The organism is Flavobacterium sp. GNP008, from assembly GCF_056428965.1.
Genome location: NZ_JBWJVL010000002.1, coordinates 572,935 through 590,224, shown reverse-complemented (window position 1 = coordinate 590,224; position 17,290 = coordinate 572,935). Strand labels below are relative to the sequence as shown.

The 17,290-nt window shown below is 36.1% G+C and carries 12 protein-coding genes, 1 tRNA gene and 2 rRNA genes; 8 read left to right on the top strand and 7 right to left on the bottom strand.

What is annotated here, in order from left to right:
• The first annotated feature begins 24 nt into the window (after window positions 1-24).
• The 3 genes from AC0608_RS08920 (at window position 25) to rrf (ending at window position 3,372) form a co-directional block, all read left to right on the top strand.
• Window positions 25-98: transfer RNA gene (locus tag AC0608_RS08920), tRNA-Ala, on the top strand.
• 138 nt (window positions 99-236) lie between these two features.
• Window positions 237-3,120: ribosomal RNA gene (locus tag AC0608_RS08915) — 23S ribosomal RNA — on the top strand.
• A 142-nt stretch (window positions 3,121-3,262) separates the two neighbouring features.
• Window positions 3,263-3,372 (top strand): 5S ribosomal RNA (rrf, locus tag AC0608_RS08910).
• A 329-nt stretch (window positions 3,373-3,701) separates the two neighbouring features.
• Here rrf and AC0608_RS08905 read toward each other — a convergent pair.
• Window positions 3,702-4,928, bottom strand: a complete 1,227-nt coding sequence (locus AC0608_RS08905) for an aminotransferase class I/II-fold pyridoxal phosphate-dependent enzyme (protein ID WP_478288820.1) — start codon at window positions 4,926-4,928, stop codon at window positions 3,702-3,704.
• A 213-nt stretch (window positions 4,929-5,141) separates the two neighbouring features.
• Between AC0608_RS08905 and AC0608_RS08900 the strand changes: the two genes are divergently transcribed.
• Both AC0608_RS08900 and lpdA read left to right on the top strand, forming a co-directional pair.
• Window positions 5,142-5,600 (top strand): Lrp/AsnC family transcriptional regulator, encoded by a 459-nt coding sequence (locus tag AC0608_RS08900; protein ID WP_478288819.1) that lies wholly within the window; start codon window positions 5,142-5,144, stop codon window positions 5,598-5,600.
• 151 nt (window positions 5,601-5,751) lie between these two features.
• Entirely contained in the window at window positions 5,752-7,155 is a 1,404-nt protein-coding gene (lpdA, locus tag AC0608_RS08895) for a dihydrolipoyl dehydrogenase (RefSeq protein ID WP_478288818.1), read from the top strand.
• A 94-nt stretch (window positions 7,156-7,249) separates the two neighbouring features.
• Here the strand turns inward: lpdA and AC0608_RS08890 are convergent, their stop codons facing one another.
• Both AC0608_RS08890 and AC0608_RS08885 read right to left on the bottom strand, forming a co-directional pair.
• Window positions 7,250-7,630 carry a DoxX family membrane protein gene (locus tag AC0608_RS08890; RefSeq protein WP_417960131.1) on the bottom strand — a complete coding sequence of 127 codons (381 nt, stop codon included), beginning with the start codon at window positions 7,628-7,630 and terminating at the stop codon, window positions 7,250-7,252.
• 37 nt (window positions 7,631-7,667) lie between these two features.
• Entirely contained in the window at window positions 7,668-8,072 is a 405-nt protein-coding gene (locus AC0608_RS08885) for a VOC family protein (protein WP_478288817.1), read from the bottom strand.
• A gap of 142 nt (window positions 8,073-8,214) precedes the next feature.
• Here AC0608_RS08885 and AC0608_RS08880 point away from each other — a divergent pair, with 142 nt between their 5' ends.
• The 3 genes from AC0608_RS08880 to AC0608_RS08870 are packed head-to-tail and all read left to right on the top strand — an operon-like array spanning window position 8,215 to window position 12,872.
• Window positions 8,215-9,501: an anthranilate synthase component I family protein gene (locus AC0608_RS08880; RefSeq protein ID WP_478288816.1), complete on the top strand. Its 1,287-nt coding sequence runs from the start codon at window positions 8,215-8,217 to the stop codon at window positions 9,499-9,501.
• 27 nt (window positions 9,502-9,528) lie between these two features.
• The gene (gene tilS, locus AC0608_RS08875; protein ID WP_478288815.1) at window positions 9,529-10,839 is read left to right on the top strand and encodes a tRNA lysidine(34) synthetase TilS; all 1,311 of its coding nucleotides are present in this window, start codon (window positions 9,529-9,531) and stop codon (window positions 10,837-10,839) included.
• Window positions 10,839-12,872: a protein-disulfide reductase DsbD family protein gene (locus AC0608_RS08870; RefSeq protein ID WP_478288814.1), complete on the top strand. Its 2,034-nt coding sequence runs from the start codon at window positions 10,839-10,841 to the stop codon at window positions 12,870-12,872. The genes tilS and AC0608_RS08870 overlap by 1 nt, the downstream gene beginning before the upstream one ends.
• Before the next feature lie 165 nt (window positions 12,873-13,037).
• On the opposite strand, the gene AC0608_RS08865 is transcribed toward AC0608_RS08870, so the two are convergent.
• The 4 genes from AC0608_RS08865 to AC0608_RS08850 are packed head-to-tail and all read right to left on the bottom strand — an operon-like array spanning window position 13,038 to window position 16,847.
• Window positions 13,038-14,111, bottom strand: a complete 1,074-nt coding sequence (locus tag AC0608_RS08865; RefSeq protein WP_478288813.1) for an alanine/ornithine racemase family PLP-dependent enzyme — start codon at window positions 14,109-14,111, stop codon at window positions 13,038-13,040.
• Entirely contained in the window at window positions 14,111-15,262 is a 1,152-nt protein-coding gene (alr, locus tag AC0608_RS08860; protein WP_478288812.1) for an alanine racemase, read from the bottom strand. The genes AC0608_RS08865 and alr overlap by 1 nt, the downstream gene beginning before the upstream one ends.
• Entirely contained in the window at window positions 15,252-16,406 is a 1,155-nt protein-coding gene (locus AC0608_RS08855; protein ID WP_478288811.1) for an amidohydrolase, read from the bottom strand. Before AC0608_RS08855 ends, alr begins: the two co-directional genes overlap by 11 nt.
• A 6-nt stretch (window positions 16,407-16,412) precedes the next feature.
• Entirely contained in the window at window positions 16,413-16,847 is a 435-nt protein-coding gene (locus AC0608_RS08850) for a GNAT family N-acetyltransferase (RefSeq protein ID WP_478288810.1), read from the bottom strand.
• Between the last annotated feature and the right edge of the window lie 443 nt (window positions 16,848-17,290).

Sequence of the window (17,290 nt, the reverse complement as noted above, 5' to 3'; positions counted from 1 at the left end):
TAATTCACAATTCATAATTAGATTGGGGGATTAGCTCAGCTGGCTAGAGCGCCTGCCTTGCACGCAGGAGGTCAACGGTTCGACTCCGTTATTCTCCACAAGATGTTGAAATAAATTCAGCATAAAAGTTCATTGACATATTGAGATAAGAAAATAATAAAAAGTAGAAAGCATTTTTTGCTTGTTTATTTATAGACAAGTAAAAGAAACGGCACATTTTAAATAATGTGTTGGTACAATAAGCAAAATAAGGGCGTATGGGGGATGCCTTGGCTCTCAGAGGCGATGAAAGGCGTGATAAGCTGCGAAAAGTTACGGGGATTGGCACACACGATATGATCCGTAAATACCTGAATGGGGCAACCCACTATGTTGAAGACATAGTACACCGATAGGTGGGCAAACCCGCTGAACTGAAACATCTAAGTAGGCGGAGGAGAAGAAAACAAAAGTGATTCCGTAAGTAGTGGCGAGCGAACGCGGATTAGCCCAAACCAATGTTGTTACGGCAATATTGGGGTTGTAGGACCACGTTATTTGTTGCGGATAGAATTAGAATCTACTGGAAAGTAGAGCCAAAGAAGGTGATAGCCCTGTATAAGTAATAGAAGATAACGATAGTGGTATCCTGAGTAGGGCGGGACACGAGAAATCCTGTCTGAATTTGGCGGGACCATCCGCTAAGGCTAAATACTCCTGAGAGACCGATAGTGAACCAGTACCGTGAGGGAAAGGTGAAAAGAACCGTGAATAACGGAGTGAAATAGATCCTGAAACCATACGCTTACAAGCGGTCGGAGCCCTTTCGTGGGGTGACGGCGTGCCTTTTGCATAATGAGCCTACGAGTTAACGTTGCTGGCAAGGATAAGTGGTTAAGCCACGGATCCGTAGCGAAAGCGAGTCTGAATAGGGCGCTTTAGTCAGTAGTGTTAGACGCGAAACCGTGTGATCTACCCATGGGCAGGATGAAGCTGTGGTAACACATAGTGGAGGTCCGAACCGGTTGACGTTGAAAAGTCTTCGGATGACCTGTGGGTAGGGGTGAAAGGCCAATCAAACTCGGAAATAGCTCGTACTCCCCGAAATGCATTTAGGTGCAGCGTTATGCGTAAAGTTATATAGAGGTAGAGCTACTGATTGGATGCGGGGGCTTCACCGCCTACCAATTCCTGACAAACTCCGAATGCTATATAATGTTTCATAACAGTGAGGGCTTGGGTGCTAAGGTCCAAGTCCGAGAGGGAAAGAACCCAGACCATCAGCTAAGGTCCCCAAATATATACTAAGTTGAAAGAACGAGGTTTGTCTGCCCAGACAGCTAGGATGTTGGCTTGGAAGCAGCCATTCATTTAAAGAGTGCGTAACAGCTCACTAGTCGAGCGGACGAGCATGGATAATAATCGGGCATAAGTATATTACCGAAGCTATGGATTTAGAGTTTACTCTAAGTGGTAGGGGAGCATTCTCACAGGGTAGAAGGTGTATCGTAAGGTATGCTGGACCGGTGAGAAAAGAAAATGTAGGCATAAGTAACGATAATGCGGGCGAGAAACCCGCACACCGAAAGACTAAGGTTTCCACAGCTATGCTAATCAGCTGTGGGTTAGTCGGGACCTAAGGCGAACCCGAAAGGGACAGTCGATGGACAACGGGTTAATATTCCCGTACTAGTTATTACTGTGATGGGGTGACGGAGTGATGAAAGCGCCGCGAACTGACGGAATAGTTCGTTGAAGTACCTACCTATAAGCTGCGCAGGCAAATCCACGCGGCTTGGGGAAATACGATAGTACTCGGAGTCTTCGGACAAAGAGATAGTGCGCCTAAGGGCTTCCAAGAAAAACCTCTAAACTTCAGGTAATAAGTACCCGTACCGCAAACCGACACAGGTAGTCGAGGAGAGAATCCTAAGGTGCTCGAGAGATTCATGGCTAAGGAATTAGGCAAAATAGACCCGTAACTTCGGGAGAAGGGTCGCCAGCAGCAATGCTGGCCGCAGTGAAGAGGTCCAGGCGACTGTTTATCAAAAACACAGGGCTCTGCAAAATCGTAAGATGAAGTATAGGGCCTGACACCTGCCCGGTGCTGGAAGGTTAAGTGGAGATGTTATCTTCGGAGAAGCATTGAAATGAAGCCCCAGTAAACGGCGGCCGTAACTATAACGGTCCTAAGGTAGCGAAATTCCTTGTCGGGTAAGTTCCGACCTGCACGAATGGTGTAACGATCTGGACACTGTCTCAGCCATGAGCTCGGTGAAATTGTAGTAGCGGTGAAGATGCCGCTTACCCGCAGTGGGACGAAAAGACCCTGTGCACCTTTACTATAGCTTAGTATTGACCTTGGACAAATGATGTGTAGGATAGGTTGGAGACTGTGAAGTGGCGTCGCTAGGCGTTGTGGAGTCATTGTTGAAATACAACCCTTTGTTTGTCTGAGGCCTAACCCCGCTATGCGGGGGACATTGCTTGGTGGGTAGTTTGACTGGGGTGGTCGCCTCCAAAAGAGTAACGGAGGCTTCTAAAGGTTCCCTCAGTACGCTTGGTAACCGTGCGTAGAGTGCAATGGCATAAGGGAGCTTGACTGAGAGACATACAGGTCGATCAGGTACGAAAGTAGAGCATAGTGATCCGGTGGTTCCGCATGGAAGGGCCATCGCTCAAAGGATAAAAGGTACGCCGGGGATAACAGGCTGATCTCCCCCAAGAGCTCATATCGACGGGGGGGTTTGGCACCTCGATGTCGGCTCGTCACATCCTGGGGCTGGAGAAGGTCCCAAGGGTTGGGCTGTTCGCCCATTAAAGTGGCACGCGAGCTGGGTTCAGAACGTCGTGAGACAGTTCGGTCTCTATCTACTGTGGGCGCAAGAAATTTGAGTGGATCTGATTCTAGTACGAGAGGACCGAATTGGACAAACCTCTAGTGTATCTGTTGTCACGCCAGTGGCATCGCAGAGTAGCTACGTTTGGAAGGGATAAGCGCTGAAAGCATATAAGCGCGAAACCCACCACAAGATGAGATTTCTTTTAAGGGTCGTAGGAGATGACTACGTTGATAGGCTATAGATGTAAAGGCAGTAATGTCATAGTCGAGTAGTACTAATAACCCGTAAGCTTATGTACGCTTTTCCCCGGGGCAACCCGGGGAAGAAACTTTCTAATACTTTTTATTTTCTTTATCTCAGTATGTTAAGATATTATGTGATTGGTGTTTATAGTAGTATAAACAACATTACAGTAATTGCCCAAAGCAATTATAACCTCTTAAGGTGGTTATTGCGGCGGGGCTCACCTCTTCCCATCCCGAACAGAGTAGTTAAGCCCGCCTGCGCAGATGGTACTGCAGTTATGTGGGAGAGTATGTCGTCGCCTTTCTTTAAAGAAACCTATTCATTTATTTGAATAGGTTTTTTTTTGCCCTCTTTTTAAATAATATCAATTAGTATTGACACATTTTTCCATAAATAATTTTCCGAGAAATTATAACATTATTAATACTCAAAAGTATCAGAATATTTATATGACTTTTTTTGGATGTTATGTGAAATTTTTAATTTATTCTGATCTGCATTACAGGTAATAAGAATTTTATTTGATTGGTAAACAGTATCTTAATTAGATATTGAATTCATTTATTGAAAATTAAAGCAACAAAAAAAGCAGCAAAATATTTTGCTGCTTTATTAAATTATGAAGTAAATAAACTAATTCATCAAAACTGATTCTGGTGTTAGTATATCCAATTCCATCATACATTTTTTCATCATGTGATAGGTTCTTTGGATATCATTATCCAAACCTATAGAAAACCGAATTAATCCATCAGTTAATCCCATTGCTATTTGTTCTTCCATTGGAATTTCGCTTGAAGTTGAAGTTCCGGGAGCACTGAATAAGGTTTTGTAAAATCCTAAACTCACTGCCAAATATCCTAGATTTTTTGCTTGCATTAATTCCATTAGTGCATTTGCTTTTTCTAAAGTTCCAACATCTAGTGTCATCATACCTCCAAAACCATATTCGGGATTAATCATTGAAGTATACAATGCATGGCTTGGGTGACTTTTTAAACCAGGATAAACCGTTTTTAGACCCTCTTTTTCAAAACGTTCTGCAAGATACATCGCATTATGGCTGTGTTGTTTCATTCTAATATGTAATGTACGTAAGTTTTTCATCACACTGGCAGAACGTAAACTGTCCATTGTTGGACCCAATAACATACTGGCGCCACTATTCACATTTTTTAAACTATCAATAAATTCCTGAGAAGCACAGGTGACGCCTCCCACAGTATCACTGCTCCCGTTGATGTATTTTGTCAAACTATGAATCACAATATCCGCACCTAATTTTGCAGGAGAAACAGATAATGGTGAAAAAGTATTATCTACCACTAATTTCAAATTATATCTCTGAGCAATTTTTGACAAACCGGCAATATCTGCCACTTCCAGCAAAGGATTACTCACCGTTTCACAATATAAAACTTTAGTTTCAGGAGTAATTGCAGCTTCTACAACCTCTAACTTTGTAATATCCACAAATGTAGTTTTGATGCCGAATTTTGGTGTAAAATTCTTCAAGAAAGCATAGGTTCCGCCATAAATAGTTCTGCTGGAAACGATGTGATCGCTAGAACCGCACAATTGCAACAATGTAGGGGTAATGGCTCCCATTCCTGATGCTGAAACATTGGCTGTTTCTGTGCCTTCCATCGCAGCCAAGGCTTTGTCTAAGTATAAATTGCTTGGAGAAGAGTGACGTGAATATAAATAACAGCCTTCTATATTGCCTTCAAAAGTATCGAACATTGTTTTTGCCGATAAGAAAGTGTAGGTTGAGGAATCCGAAATGGATGGATTCACACCACCAAATTCGCCAAAGTACTGTAAATCCTGAATGTTGTCTGCCGGATTGAAATTTTTCATAATTGTTTTTTATTGTTATTTGAAGCTATCCCTGATGGTAATTCGCTGCGTAAAAAATCTATTCAAAATAACAGTGTTCTAGATTAATAATCAATACTATTGCTTATTATTAGACTTTAAAACTATTATAATTAAAATATATAATTTATTTTTCTAAATTAGCTTCTTAAATAGGATTTATATAGATTTTATTTCAATTCAAATTTTAATAAAATGACATTAGACGCCATCGATAAAAAATTACTTTTTTTATTACAAACCGACAGTAAAAAAACAACCAAGGAATTGTCCTTAAAACTTAATCTTTCTGTTACTGCTGTTTACGAACGAATTAAAAAACTGGAGAGAGAAGGAATTATCGATAAATATGTTATGCTAGTCAATCGTTCGAAAGTTGAAAAAGGATTTGTTGTTTTTTGTCACCTCAAATTGATTCAACACACCAAAGAGTTTATCGCTACATTCGAAAATGAAGTGGTAAAACTCAAGGAAGTCCTTGAATGCCATCATGTGAGTGGTGATTACGATTATATCTTGAAAATAGTCGTAAAAGATATGGAAGCCTATCGAGAGTTTTTGGTTACAAAACTGACTACATTGCAACATATAGGCAGTACACATAGCACTTTTATGATTAGTGAAGTAAAAAATACGACGGTTGTTGATATTTAGAATAAAGGTGAATTTTAAGTGGTATTCAATGACAAGTAAATGTTAATTACTATAAATTCGTGACAAAAAACCTTCGGAATTAAACTTCAAACAAAACTTAATTCCTTAATTTTGTGCAACATTTTATAAAAACACAATAAAAAAATATACTATGAGTTCATTTGACGTAGTCATTATAGGTTCTGGACCAGGCGGATATGTATCAGCAATTCGTTGTGCACAGTTGGGTTTCAAAACAGCAATTATCGAAAAATATTCCACTCTTGGAGGAACTTGCTTGAATGTAGGTTGTATTCCTTCCAAAGCATTGCTTGCTTCCTCTCATCATTACAGTGAAATTGCTCATTTTGCTGATCACGGAATTGAACTTTCTGGCGAAGTAAAAGTAAATCTTGAAAAAATGATTGCTCGCAAACAAGCAGTTGTAGATCAAACTTCAGGTGGTGTGAAATTTTTAATGGACAAAAATAAAATTACAGTTCTGGAAGGATTGGGTTCATTTGTTGATGCTACACATGTTGCTGTTGCAAAAGCGGACGGAACTTCTGAAACTTTCGAAGCTAAAAATATCATTATCGCTACAGGTTCAAAACCATCTTCTTTGCCATTTATCAAAATCGATAAAGAAAGAATCATCACTTCTACAGAGGCGTTGAAACTTAAAGAAGTACCAAAACATTTGGTAATTATCGGTGGTGGAGTAATTGGAATTGAATTAGGGCAAGTGTATTTACGATTGGGAGCGCAAGTTTCTGTGGTAGAATATTTGGACCGAATTATTCCTGGAATGGACGCCTCATTGTCTAAAGAATTGACTAAAGTATTAAAAAAACAAGGCATGAAATTTTACGTTTCACACAAAGTGAAATCAGTGGAAAGAAATGGCGAGAGCGTTGTTGTTCAAGCTGAAAATGCAAAAGGAGAAACAATTACGCTGGAAGGAGATTATTCATTAGTTTCTGTGGGACGTCGTCCGTATACTTATGGATTGAATGCTGATAAAGCAGGAGTGAAAATTTCGGACAGAGGAATGGTTGAAGTAAATGATCATTTACAAACTAACGTACCTAATATCTATGCTATTGGAGATGTTGTTCGCGGTGCTATGTTAGCGCACAAAGCAGAAGAAGAAGGAGCCATGGTTGCTGAAATATTAGCAGGTCAAAAACCACATATTGATTATAACTTGATTCCGGGTGTTGTTTATACTTGGCCAGAAGTGGCTGCTGTAGGACAAACGGAGGAGCAATTGAAAGCAGCTGGAGTAGATTTCAAATCAGGAAGTTTTCCTTTTAAAGCCCTTGGTCGTGCTCGTGCTGGAGGAGATTTAGACGGATTTGTAAAAATTCTTGCTGATGCAAAAACGGATGAAGTGCTGGGAGTTCACATGATTGGAGCCCGTTGTGCGGATTTAATTGCTGAAGCAGTTACTGCAATGGAATTCAAAGCATCTGCTGAAGATATTTCAAGAATGTCTCATGCACATCCAACATTTGCAGAAGCGATAAAAGAAGCTGCATTAGCCGCTACTGATAACAGAGCTTTGCATGTATAATTAGAGAATCTGAAATGAGAGATCAAATACTTGTTTAAAAATAAAGAAACCCGTTCTATTGAACGGGTTTTTATTTGTTATGAGGTGAATTTACTTAGCCTTTGGCCACAAATAAACCTTTGTAATTTTCCCAATGGCTGTAAATTAAAAACAGATTTCCTAAAAATAAAAATAAGGCAATTGGTATTCCTTCAGGGGATAAAAAAAAGTTAATAAACAAAATGTTTATGGTAATAGGTAATATTAAAATATTGGCTAATGTAACATACCGTCCGGTAATAAAGGATAATCCACAAAGGAATTCCATTGATTTTGCCAAGGGGATCAAATAAGTTGACGCAACTAAGCCGACATTAAAAGCCTTAAAGTTTCCTGTAACTTCTGGTTCCGGTGCTAGTTTAAGAAAGAAGCTAACAGACGCATAAAGTAGCAAAAGCCCAATTAAAGTTCGGATAATAATAATTGCAATTTTCATAGTATATGGTTTTTAGAGGTTACAGATTTGAGAATTATTATTTAGGAATAGCACTTTGATCCATATAGAAAATTTCCCATTGATGCCCATCTAAATCAGCAAAACTATTTCCGTACATCCACCCATGATCCTGTGGCTCCATATAAATTGAACCACCGGCACTAATTGCAATTTGAATCATTTCATCTACTTTTTCTTTGCTCTCGGCATCTATTGCAAGTAAAACTTCGGTATTTTTATGGGCATTACAAATTTCTTTTTTGGTAAAGTCTTTAAAACGTTGCTCCGTAACTAACATCGCAAAAATATTTTCTCCTATAATCATGCAAGTAGCATGTTCATCTGTAAATTGTGGATTGAAAGAAAATCCAAGTTTAGTAAAAAAATCAATGGATTTTTTTAAGTCTTTAACAGCTAAATTAATAAAAATTTTTGAAGCCATAACTGGAATTATTAAATGATTAAAAGAATTCAAAAACAAACCTGTAGTATCAAATTTACAAAAAAATAAGCTACTTTTTGTAAAATCAGTTATTGAAGGTTTATTTTTTGTTGTAATTTTGAATTTTAAACACCATCATTTTTTGAGAACTTCAATTTACAAGTCCATTTCTAATCCAAAATTGTTCAAGCAGCAACTTTTATTTTGGTCTCAACAGTTTCGAGAAATCATTTATTTAGACAGTAATGATTATCCGCAAAACTATTCCAGTTATGATTGTGTTCTTGCCGTTGATGCATTTACTTCAATAAAGACCGATCATCACAATGCTTTTGAGGATTTAAAACAATACCAGCAAAGTACTAAAGATTGGCTTTTTGGTACTTTATCTTATGATCTTAAAAATGACATTGAGGATTTACAATCAGATAATTTTGATGGACTAGATTTTCCGGATTTGTTTTTCTTTCAACCAAAAAAACTGTTTTTATTGAAAGGGAATCAACTGGAAATTCAATATCTTAATGTGTGTGACGCTGAAATAGAGGAAGATTTTGAAAGTATTGTTGAAAGTCAAAAGTCAAAAGTTGAAATAGAAGAAATAGTAACTATTCAGCAACGAATTCTGAAAGAAAATTATCTTGAAAAGGTTTCTAAAATATTGGAACATATTCATCAAGGCGATATTTATGAAGCCAATTTTTGTATGGAGTTTTTTGCCGAAAATACAACGATTGATCCAATTGAAAAATTTATAAAACTCAACGAAATTTCTCAGCCTCCATTTGCTGTTTTTTTTAAAAACAACAAACACTTTTTACTTTCGGCGACACCGGAACGCTATTTAAAAAAAGAAGGAGAACGGCTTATTTCACAGCCAATTAAAGGAACTGCCAAACGATTTTTGGATCAAATTGAAGATGAAAAATCAAAAATACAATTGGTTTTAGACCCAAAAGAAAGAGCTGAAAATATTATGATTACGGATTTAGTGCGGAATGATTTGTCTCGAACGGCACAAAAGGGATCCGTTGAAGTAGAAGAGTTATGTGGTATTTATACTTTTATGCAAGTACATCAAATGATATCAACAGTAACTTCAAGATTAGATGCACAATATTCCGTTGTAGATGCCTTAAAAACAACTTTTCCAATGGGAAGTATGACCGGAGCTCCAAAGATTTCGGTGATGAAAATCATTGAACAATTGGAAGAAAACAAACGTGGGCTCTATAGTGGTGCTGTAGGGTATATTTCCCCCAATGGAAATTTTGATTTCAATGTGGTTATCCGAAGCATTTTATACAATCAAGAAAAAAAATATGTTTCTTTTTCAGTTGGAAGTGCTATAACTTCGCAATCCATTCCTGAAAACGAGTATGAAGAATGTTTGCTTAAAGCAAAAGCTATGCGAGAAGTTTTAAGCTAAATCAAAATGAATTAATTAAATTTGAACATGCTACAGAAATTCAAAAACCATCTGCTTCATAATTTCCAATTCTTGAACGGAAAAAAATTACTTCTTGCTACAAGTGGCGGGAAAGACAGTATGGTCATGGTGCATTTGTTTCAGCAATTGAATTATAAAATTGGAATTGCACATTGTAATTTTCAATTGCGCGGTATGGAAAGTTTTGAAGATCAAAATTTCGTTCAGCAATATGCCACTACAAATGATATTTCAGTATTTATAACGCAATTTGATACCAAAGCTTTTTCTGAAGATTATAAAATATCTACCCAAGTTGCAGCCCGAGAATTACGTTACAATTGGTTTTATGAATTATTGGAAACGGAAAAATTTGACTATATTCTTACGGCGCATCATGCTGATGACAATCTGGAAACATTCCTAATCCATCTGAGTCGAGGAACAGGTTTAGATGGTTTGACAGGGATTCCGGAACAGAACGAAAAAGTAATTCGCCCACTTTTGTCATTCAGCCAGGCGGAAATGGAAGAATATGCCGGATTAAATAACATTCAATGGCGTGAAGACAGTAGTAATGCATCTGATAAATACCTTCGAAATAAAATTCGCCATCATCTGGTTCCAATGTTAAAGGAATTGAATCCAAATTTCCTTTCCTCGTTTAACAAAACGCAAATGTATTTGCAAGAGGCACAAGTTATGGTTGAAGATGCTTCCATTATGATTTATCAGCAAGTTGCAACGCAAGAGAAAGAAGATATCTACTTTGATTTAAAAAAATTAAAAAAATTACCGAATTACAAATCGTATTTGTACCAATGGCTCAAAGAATTTGAATTTTCGGCATGGGATGATATTTATGATTTGGTCGAAAGCCAATCTGGAAAGCAAATTTTTTCTTCTGAATACCGTTTGTTGAAAAATAGGAATTCTCTAATCCTTAGCCCGATAAATTTCGTAAATGAAAAGGGAGAATATTTTATTGACGAAAATCAAAAAGAAGTTAATATTCCCTTAAATCTTACGTTTTGTAAAGTAGCGGACATTAGTATCGTTTCAAATAAAACTATCTTTGTGGACGCCGATAAATTACAATATCCATTGGTTTTAAGGCATTGGAACGAGGGAGATAAGCTGCAGCCTTTTGGGATGAATGGTAAATCGAAGAAATTAAGCAAGCTTTTTAAAGATGAAAAATTATCATTGATAGATAAAGAAAATACTTGGCTTTTATGTTCGAATGATCAAATAGTTTGGATTATTGATGTTCGTCAAGATGAACGCTTTAAAGTACAAAATACAACAAGAAATATACTTAAAATACAATTAGAATAATGAAGAAACTACTATTTATACTTATTGCTTTTTTGGCTTTTGCCAATGGAGATGCTCAAATTCTTGATCCTGCAAAATGGACCACCAAAATAGAAAAAAAATCAGATACTAATTATATCCTTACTTTCAATGTTGTCATAGAAAATGATTGGCATTTGTATTCTCAATTCACTCCAGATGGCGGACCGCTGCCATTGGAAATCATTTTCAAAAATCAAAAAGGAAATTTTAATTTGGTTGGTAAAGCCAAAGAAAGCAAGACCCGAACAGCTTTTAATGATATTTTTGAAGTAAACGAAACATTTTTTGAAAAGAAAGGACAAATTCAACAAGAAATCACAATTACAAATCCAAAGGTTTCTAAAATTGAAGTTAATTTCAATTACCAAGTGTGTAAAGAGGTTTGTATTAATATAGAGAAGAATTTTTCGTTTACGATTCCTGTGGCTTCAAAAACATTAGAGATAGCTACTGTAGCACCTGATTTAACGACAATAGATTCTGCCAAAGTTGATACTACAGTTGTAAATACGGATGGGAATAAAGCACAAATTGTTACTCCTGAAAAAGTTCCGGTATTAGATTCTAAGCCTTCCAAACAAAGAGGATTATGGTCTATTTTCTTTATCGCTTTTTTATCTGGATTTGCCGCATTGCTTACGCCTTGTGTTTTCCCGATGATCCCTATGACAGTAAGTTTTTTTACAAAACAAAGTAAAACAAAAGCAAAAGGAATTAGAAATGCCATTATTTATGGAATTGCTATTATCTTTATTTATGTAGTTTTAGGCTTTTTAGTGACTTGGATTTTTGGTGCCGATGCACTGAATGCGTTATCAACGAATGTTTGGTTTAATATTATTTTCTTTATTTTACTAGTTACTTTTGCGGCTTCATTTTTAGGTGCTTTCGAGATCATGTTGCCTAATTCTTGGGCCAATAAAGTCGATAATCAAGCGGATAGAGGTGGTATAGTTGGAATTCTCTTTATGGCTTTAGCCTTAGCGATTGTATCTTTTTCTTGTACAGGACCTATTGTGGGGACACTTTTAGTCGAAGCGGCTTCTAAGGGCGGAATAGCACCAATTGTTGGGATGTTCGGATTTTCATTGGCTTTAGCCTTACCTTTTATGTTGTTTGCGATGTTCCCGGGTTGGTTGAATTCTTTGCCAAAATCAGGTGGTTGGTTGAATACTGTTAAAGTGGTTTTAGGATTTTTAGAATTGGCTTTGGCCTTCAAATTTTTGTCAAATGCGGATTTGGTATTGCAATTGCATTTCTTAGAAAGAGAAGTGTTCTTGTCAATTTGGATTGCTATTTTTGGAACACTGGCCTTTTATTTATTCGGAAAAATTACGCTGCCACATGATAGTCCTATGAATCATATTTCGGTGGGAAGATTGTCTTTCGGATTAGTAGTGCTGGCCTTTACCATCTATTTAATTCCTGGAATTTGGGGCGCACCATTAAAATTAATTTCTGGTTTCCCGCCACCAATGACGTATAGCGAAAGTCCATACGGTGTAGGAAACTCAAAAGGCGGATCAAATGCATCAGCCCAAATTTTGCCGCAAGGCGCACATTTAGGACCACATGATCTTATTGCTTTTGACGATTATGAAAAAGGATTGGCTTATGCTAAATCAGTAAACAAACCCATTTTACTTGATTTTACCGGATTTGCTTGTGTGAATTGCAGAAAAATGGAAGATTATGTTTGGTCTGATCCCGCGATTCTTAAAATATTACAGGATGAAGTGGTATTGATCTCTTTGTATGTCGATGATAAAAGAGAATTGCCAAAAAGTGAGCAATATATATCTAAAGAAACGGGTAAAGAAATTGTAAGTGTGGGGAATAAATGGAGCGATTTTCAAATCACTCGATACAAAGCCAATGCGCAACCGTATTACATTGTTTTAGATACAGAAGAAAATATGTTATCTGATAAACCAGAAAGTTATAATTCAAATATCAATGCTTATAAAGGATGGTTGAAAGCAGGAATTGATCAATTTAAAAAAATAAAATAACCTATCGTCTGGTCACATAAATTTTAGCCCGAATATTTAAATAAAATTGCACTAATTTCAACAAATCAATTGCTGGAGATTAGTGCAATTTTTATTTAGTAATAGTGGCAGAATATAATCCGTAGTATTAGGGGTATTTTGCTCAAGGTGGGAAGTAATGTGGTTTTATTCGATTATCTTTTCGATATAATCGGAATTTAAAAGATACAATGCACCCATATATCGTATTTTAAAAGCGACTAAATCTCCTATTTTATAGGTCTTTTTAGAATTAGAAATATCAATAACTAACATGTCAGAACTGGCATCTACAATGGTAATGTCAGCATCGTCAGATTCGATGTATTGGGGTTGCATGTCTAATAAACCAATGTCTAGAATAGCTCTCAGGGAAGTGATTCCTAAATCAGTGACTTCGTTCATAGAAAAGGAATTTCCGGCAACATTCTCGCCTAATTCACCTGTTGGTGTTTTTGGCTTTTCAGTAATTTCGATAATTTCAGCATATAATTTAAAAACATCATTGTGCATTCCTTCGATAGTATTTCCTGTAAACAAATCTTTGCCAAAAAAAAGTGCTTCTCCTATTCGAAAATGATTCACAGCCATAGGTCGGGCATTTTTCAATATCAAAGGAATTGCAACTGAGGTTCCACCGGAGACGAATGGAATACTAATGTTAAATTTAGCTTCAATTAGCTGTTTGTATAAGCTCAATTGAATTAGTTTATCCTGCGTTGGCATTACACCGCTAAGACAATTAAGATTGGTCCCAATACCTGATATTTCTATGTTAGGCATTTTTAAAATGGTACCGTAAAATTCTATTAATTCTTCTCCCATAACGCCTTCTCTAAGATCACCCATTTCAATCATGATGATAATTTTATGCGTTTTGTTTTGTTTGACAGCTTCATCCGAAAGCAATTGAATCGTATAGATCTCAGTGTTAAAACTAATATCGGCATATCGCACAATGCTATTAATACTTCGTTTTGCTGGGGGTTTAATATAGACAGTTTGAATTTCGGGATCTAGTCCTTTAATTTTTTTCAAATTGCTCACTCTGGAATCATGAATTTCACGGACTCCTAAGGCGATGATTTCTTTGAGATAAATTTTATTTCCGCATAAGAGTTTTGAAACTACTCCCCACTGGATGTTTCTTGATTTAAATGTTTGGTCTAAAAATTGATAATTTTCTTGTAATTTTTTTCTATATAATTTTATAAAGGCCATTATTCTATAATTTTACGTGGAATTGCTTTAGAAATCCGAGTTAATAATTCATAATTGAGTTGATTACTGAAATCACTAAAGGAAGCGACAGAAACAGAAAGCTCTTTTTGTGTGCCAATTAGGACTACTTCATCCTCTTTTTTTGCAGTGTCTATGTCTGTAACATCAACAGTCATCATATTCATATTTACGGAGCCCACTACTACACAGCGTTGTCCATGTATCAGTACACGGCCTTGGTTGCTCAAAGAACGACTGTATCCGTGGCAATATCCTATAGGTATTACTGCGATTTTCATTTTCCTTTTGGCCATAAAACTGCTCCCATAACCTATGAAATCGCCAATTTTTACTTTTTTAACGCTCATAATTGCACTTTTCCAAGTGATAACGCGTTGGAGTGGATCTGTTTTGTTCTTTTTAGAATTGAGGTAGGCAACAAATACTTCTGGACTGGGCCACAATCCGTATTGCATTATTCCAATGCGCACCATATCCATTCTCGTTTGCGGAAACATTATAGAAGCTGCAGAACAAGCGGAATGTCTAATTTGTGGCTTCAGATCATTTTTACAAAAAAAATGATAAATTTCTTCAAAATTCTTGATTTGCTGGTCCACTCTGTAATAATTAGCGATACTTTCAGCTCCTGCATAATGAGTACAAAGCCCTTTGAAAATAAGATGTTTTTCCTGTTTTTTCAAAAAAGCAATAACAGTATTCAATTCATTTTTATCAAAACCAGTTCGGTTCATTCCGGTTTCAACTTCTATATGTAAAACGGCTTTTTTATCTAGCTTTTTAGCTGTTTTCATAGCTATGGAAAGACGACTTTTGTCAAAAACAAAGAATTCAATATTATTTTGGATTACCCATTCCATATCTTCATCCTGAACGAGTCCCATAACCATAATAGTTGCCTTGTCCTGTAGTGTTGCTTTTACTACTTTAGCCTCCTGAACATCAAAAACAGAAAAATGGGTTACGCCACATTGAAACGCCATAGCCACAAACGGCTGTACTCCATGACCATAAGCATTTCCTTTTACAACAGAGGAAACGAGTACTTTTTTTCCAAAAGTATTTTTTAAAAAATCAATATTTTTTTGATACGCGGAGCGATCAAGCTCGATAATTGAGTTAGTGTGCATTTGTAATTTGTTTACTGATTTGATGAAAAATAGCTATTCCAGTTGCAATAATTTCATCTGGAAAATCATAATCAGGATTGTGTAAAGCCGGTGTATTTGTTCCCGAACCCATTCCAAACATGGCGCCGGGATAGTGTTGTGTAAACAATCCAAAATCTTCACCCCAAGTAAATGGTTTTTCTTTTTCGAATAGTTCTAAATTATTAATTTTTGCTGCCTTTTTGATGATTGCTACAGCGGTTTCATGATTCTCATTGGCTTGAAAACCTTGCGTCCATCGAATCTTACATTCCAGCTCATATTCTTTTGCAATTGATAATGATAAATTTTCTAAAAGCAATTCAATTTTTTTCATTTGCAAATTACTGTTACTGCGTACAGTAAAATGAATTTCTCCTGAACCAGCTGAAACACCATAGGCTTTTTTGCCCATTTTTGTGTAAATGGGTGTAATAAGACAAAAATTTTCTTTTGAAATGTCTCTATGAATAATTGCATTAAATTTAGTAGTAATTTCTGCTATTGCTAATGCAGGATTAATTCCTTTTTCAGGTTCCCCGGCATGGGCCGTCTTTCCTTTTAGTTTAATAATCATACTATGAACTGCACAAGTAAAAATATTGTTTTTTACGACAATTTGATTGAGTGGAAATCCCGGTAAATTATGTAACGCAAATACATAATCGGGTTGCAAAGAAGCAAATTTTGGATCCGAAAATACTTTTTTAGCACCACTGCCATCTTCCTCAGCGGGCTGAAATAATAAAATAACAGTTCCTGATTCCGGTTTGTTCTGATACAATTCAGCAGCTAAACCGCAGAGAATAGCCATGTGACCATCGTGTCCGCATTTGTGGGAAATTCCAGTTGTACGTGATCGATGTTCAAAAACGTTCGTTTCTTCAATAGGCAGAGCATCCAGCTCACATCTAAATAATACTTTTTTACCAATTTTTAACCCTTTATAGATTGCAACTATACCCGTTGTACCTATTCCAGAGATTAATGCATCAGGAGAATAATTTTGAAGAAACGAATATATACGTTTAGCAGTTTTAATTTCTTTACCTGATATTTCAGGATGTTTATGTAATTCCTTTCGAAAGTCTATAAGTGCATCTGTATATTGGTTTGATTTTTCCATTTTTGACTACTTGATGAGGCGCATTTCTAGATATTTATTAGTGAAACCTAAACTTTCGTATAGTTTTTTGGCAGGATTATCAGGTTCTACATGAAGTGCAATATTACCTTCGGTAATTGATATGGCTTTTTGCATCAATTGTTTTCCCAAGCCCTTGCCACGCTCTTTATGGTCAACTGCAATGTATACTAAAATATTTTCGGGAATAAAATCTTTCATTCCCGTATTATTCAAGATCACAACTCCTACAATTTTTTTTTCCTCAATTCCCACTACAATGTTTCCTCCTTTGGCAGGATTCATGACATAATCAATACATTTCTGAATGTCTTCAATGGAATCGCCATATTGTTCTAAATGGGTATAAAGGAATAGTGCAACAATTTGATTGGTATAAATTGTATCTTCTCCAGTAGTAGCATTAATTTGTTTGAATTCCATTTTAAAGTATTTTAGTGTTAAATATTAGGTGCAATTAGCATATTAGTTTTTCTGAATAGAAAATCAAACAGTTTAATTTTTTTGATTATTTAAAAGCCTGTAAATGGAATTTTTCCAAAAGGCACAAGAGGCAGTAAACTGCTAAAAAGATTCCTTATTTTAGAATGATTTCTAAAATAAGGAATCTTGGTTTTTGATTAAAAGTTCGTAAAATGGACTTGAATTAATCGCAACGTATTGATGAGTGTTTCGCAAATATAGGCCAATTTTATTGAAAAATTCCAATTTAAAGCCGTAAATTCTATTTTTTATCATTAAATTAATACTTTTAACTCACTGTTTGTAGGCTAAAAAAAAGAAACTATTAATCATTTAAACAAGATTAATCATTAGTTTTCAAAGAAGAATTAATTTTTGTTTTTGGATTTTATAGGAATAGCAAA

What these genes read in the sequence shown, in the direction of transcription:
- lpdA (WP_478288818.1), top strand. Translation starts at nt 5,752, where the DNA reads ATGAGTTCATTTGACGTAGTCATTATAGGTTCTGGACCAGGCGGATAT.
- AC0608_RS08885 (WP_478288817.1), bottom strand. Translation starts at nt 8,072, where the DNA reads ATGGCTTCAAAAATTTTTATTAATTTAGCTGTTAAAGACTTAAAAAAA.
- AC0608_RS08870 (WP_478288814.1), top strand. Translation starts at nt 10,839, where the DNA reads ATGAAGAAACTACTATTTATACTTATTGCTTTTTTGGCTTTTGCCAAT.
- AC0608_RS08865 (WP_478288813.1), bottom strand. Translation starts at nt 14,111, where the DNA reads ATGGCCTTTATAAAATTATATAGAAAAAAATTACAAGAAAATTATCAA.
- AC0608_RS08905 (WP_478288820.1), bottom strand. Translation starts at nt 4,928, where the DNA reads ATGAAAAATTTCAATCCGGCAGACAACATTCAGGATTTACAGTACTTT.
- AC0608_RS08890 (WP_417960131.1), bottom strand. Translation starts at nt 7,630, where the DNA reads ATGAAAATTGCAATTATTATTATCCGAACTTTAATTGGGCTTTTGCTA.
- AC0608_RS08900 (WP_478288819.1), top strand. Translation starts at nt 5,142, where the DNA reads ATGACATTAGACGCCATCGATAAAAAATTACTTTTTTTATTACAAACC.
- AC0608_RS08850 (WP_478288810.1), bottom strand. Translation starts at nt 16,847, where the DNA reads ATGGAATTCAAACAAATTAATGCTACTACTGGAGAAGATACAATTTAT.
- AC0608_RS08855 (WP_478288811.1), bottom strand. Translation starts at nt 16,406, where the DNA reads ATGGAAAAATCAAACCAATATACAGATGCACTTATAGACTTTCGAAAG.
- alr (WP_478288812.1), bottom strand. Translation starts at nt 15,262, where the DNA reads ATGCACACTAACTCAATTATCGAGCTTGATCGCTCCGCGTATCAAAAA.
- tilS (WP_478288815.1), top strand. Translation starts at nt 9,529, where the DNA reads ATGCTACAGAAATTCAAAAACCATCTGCTTCATAATTTCCAATTCTTG.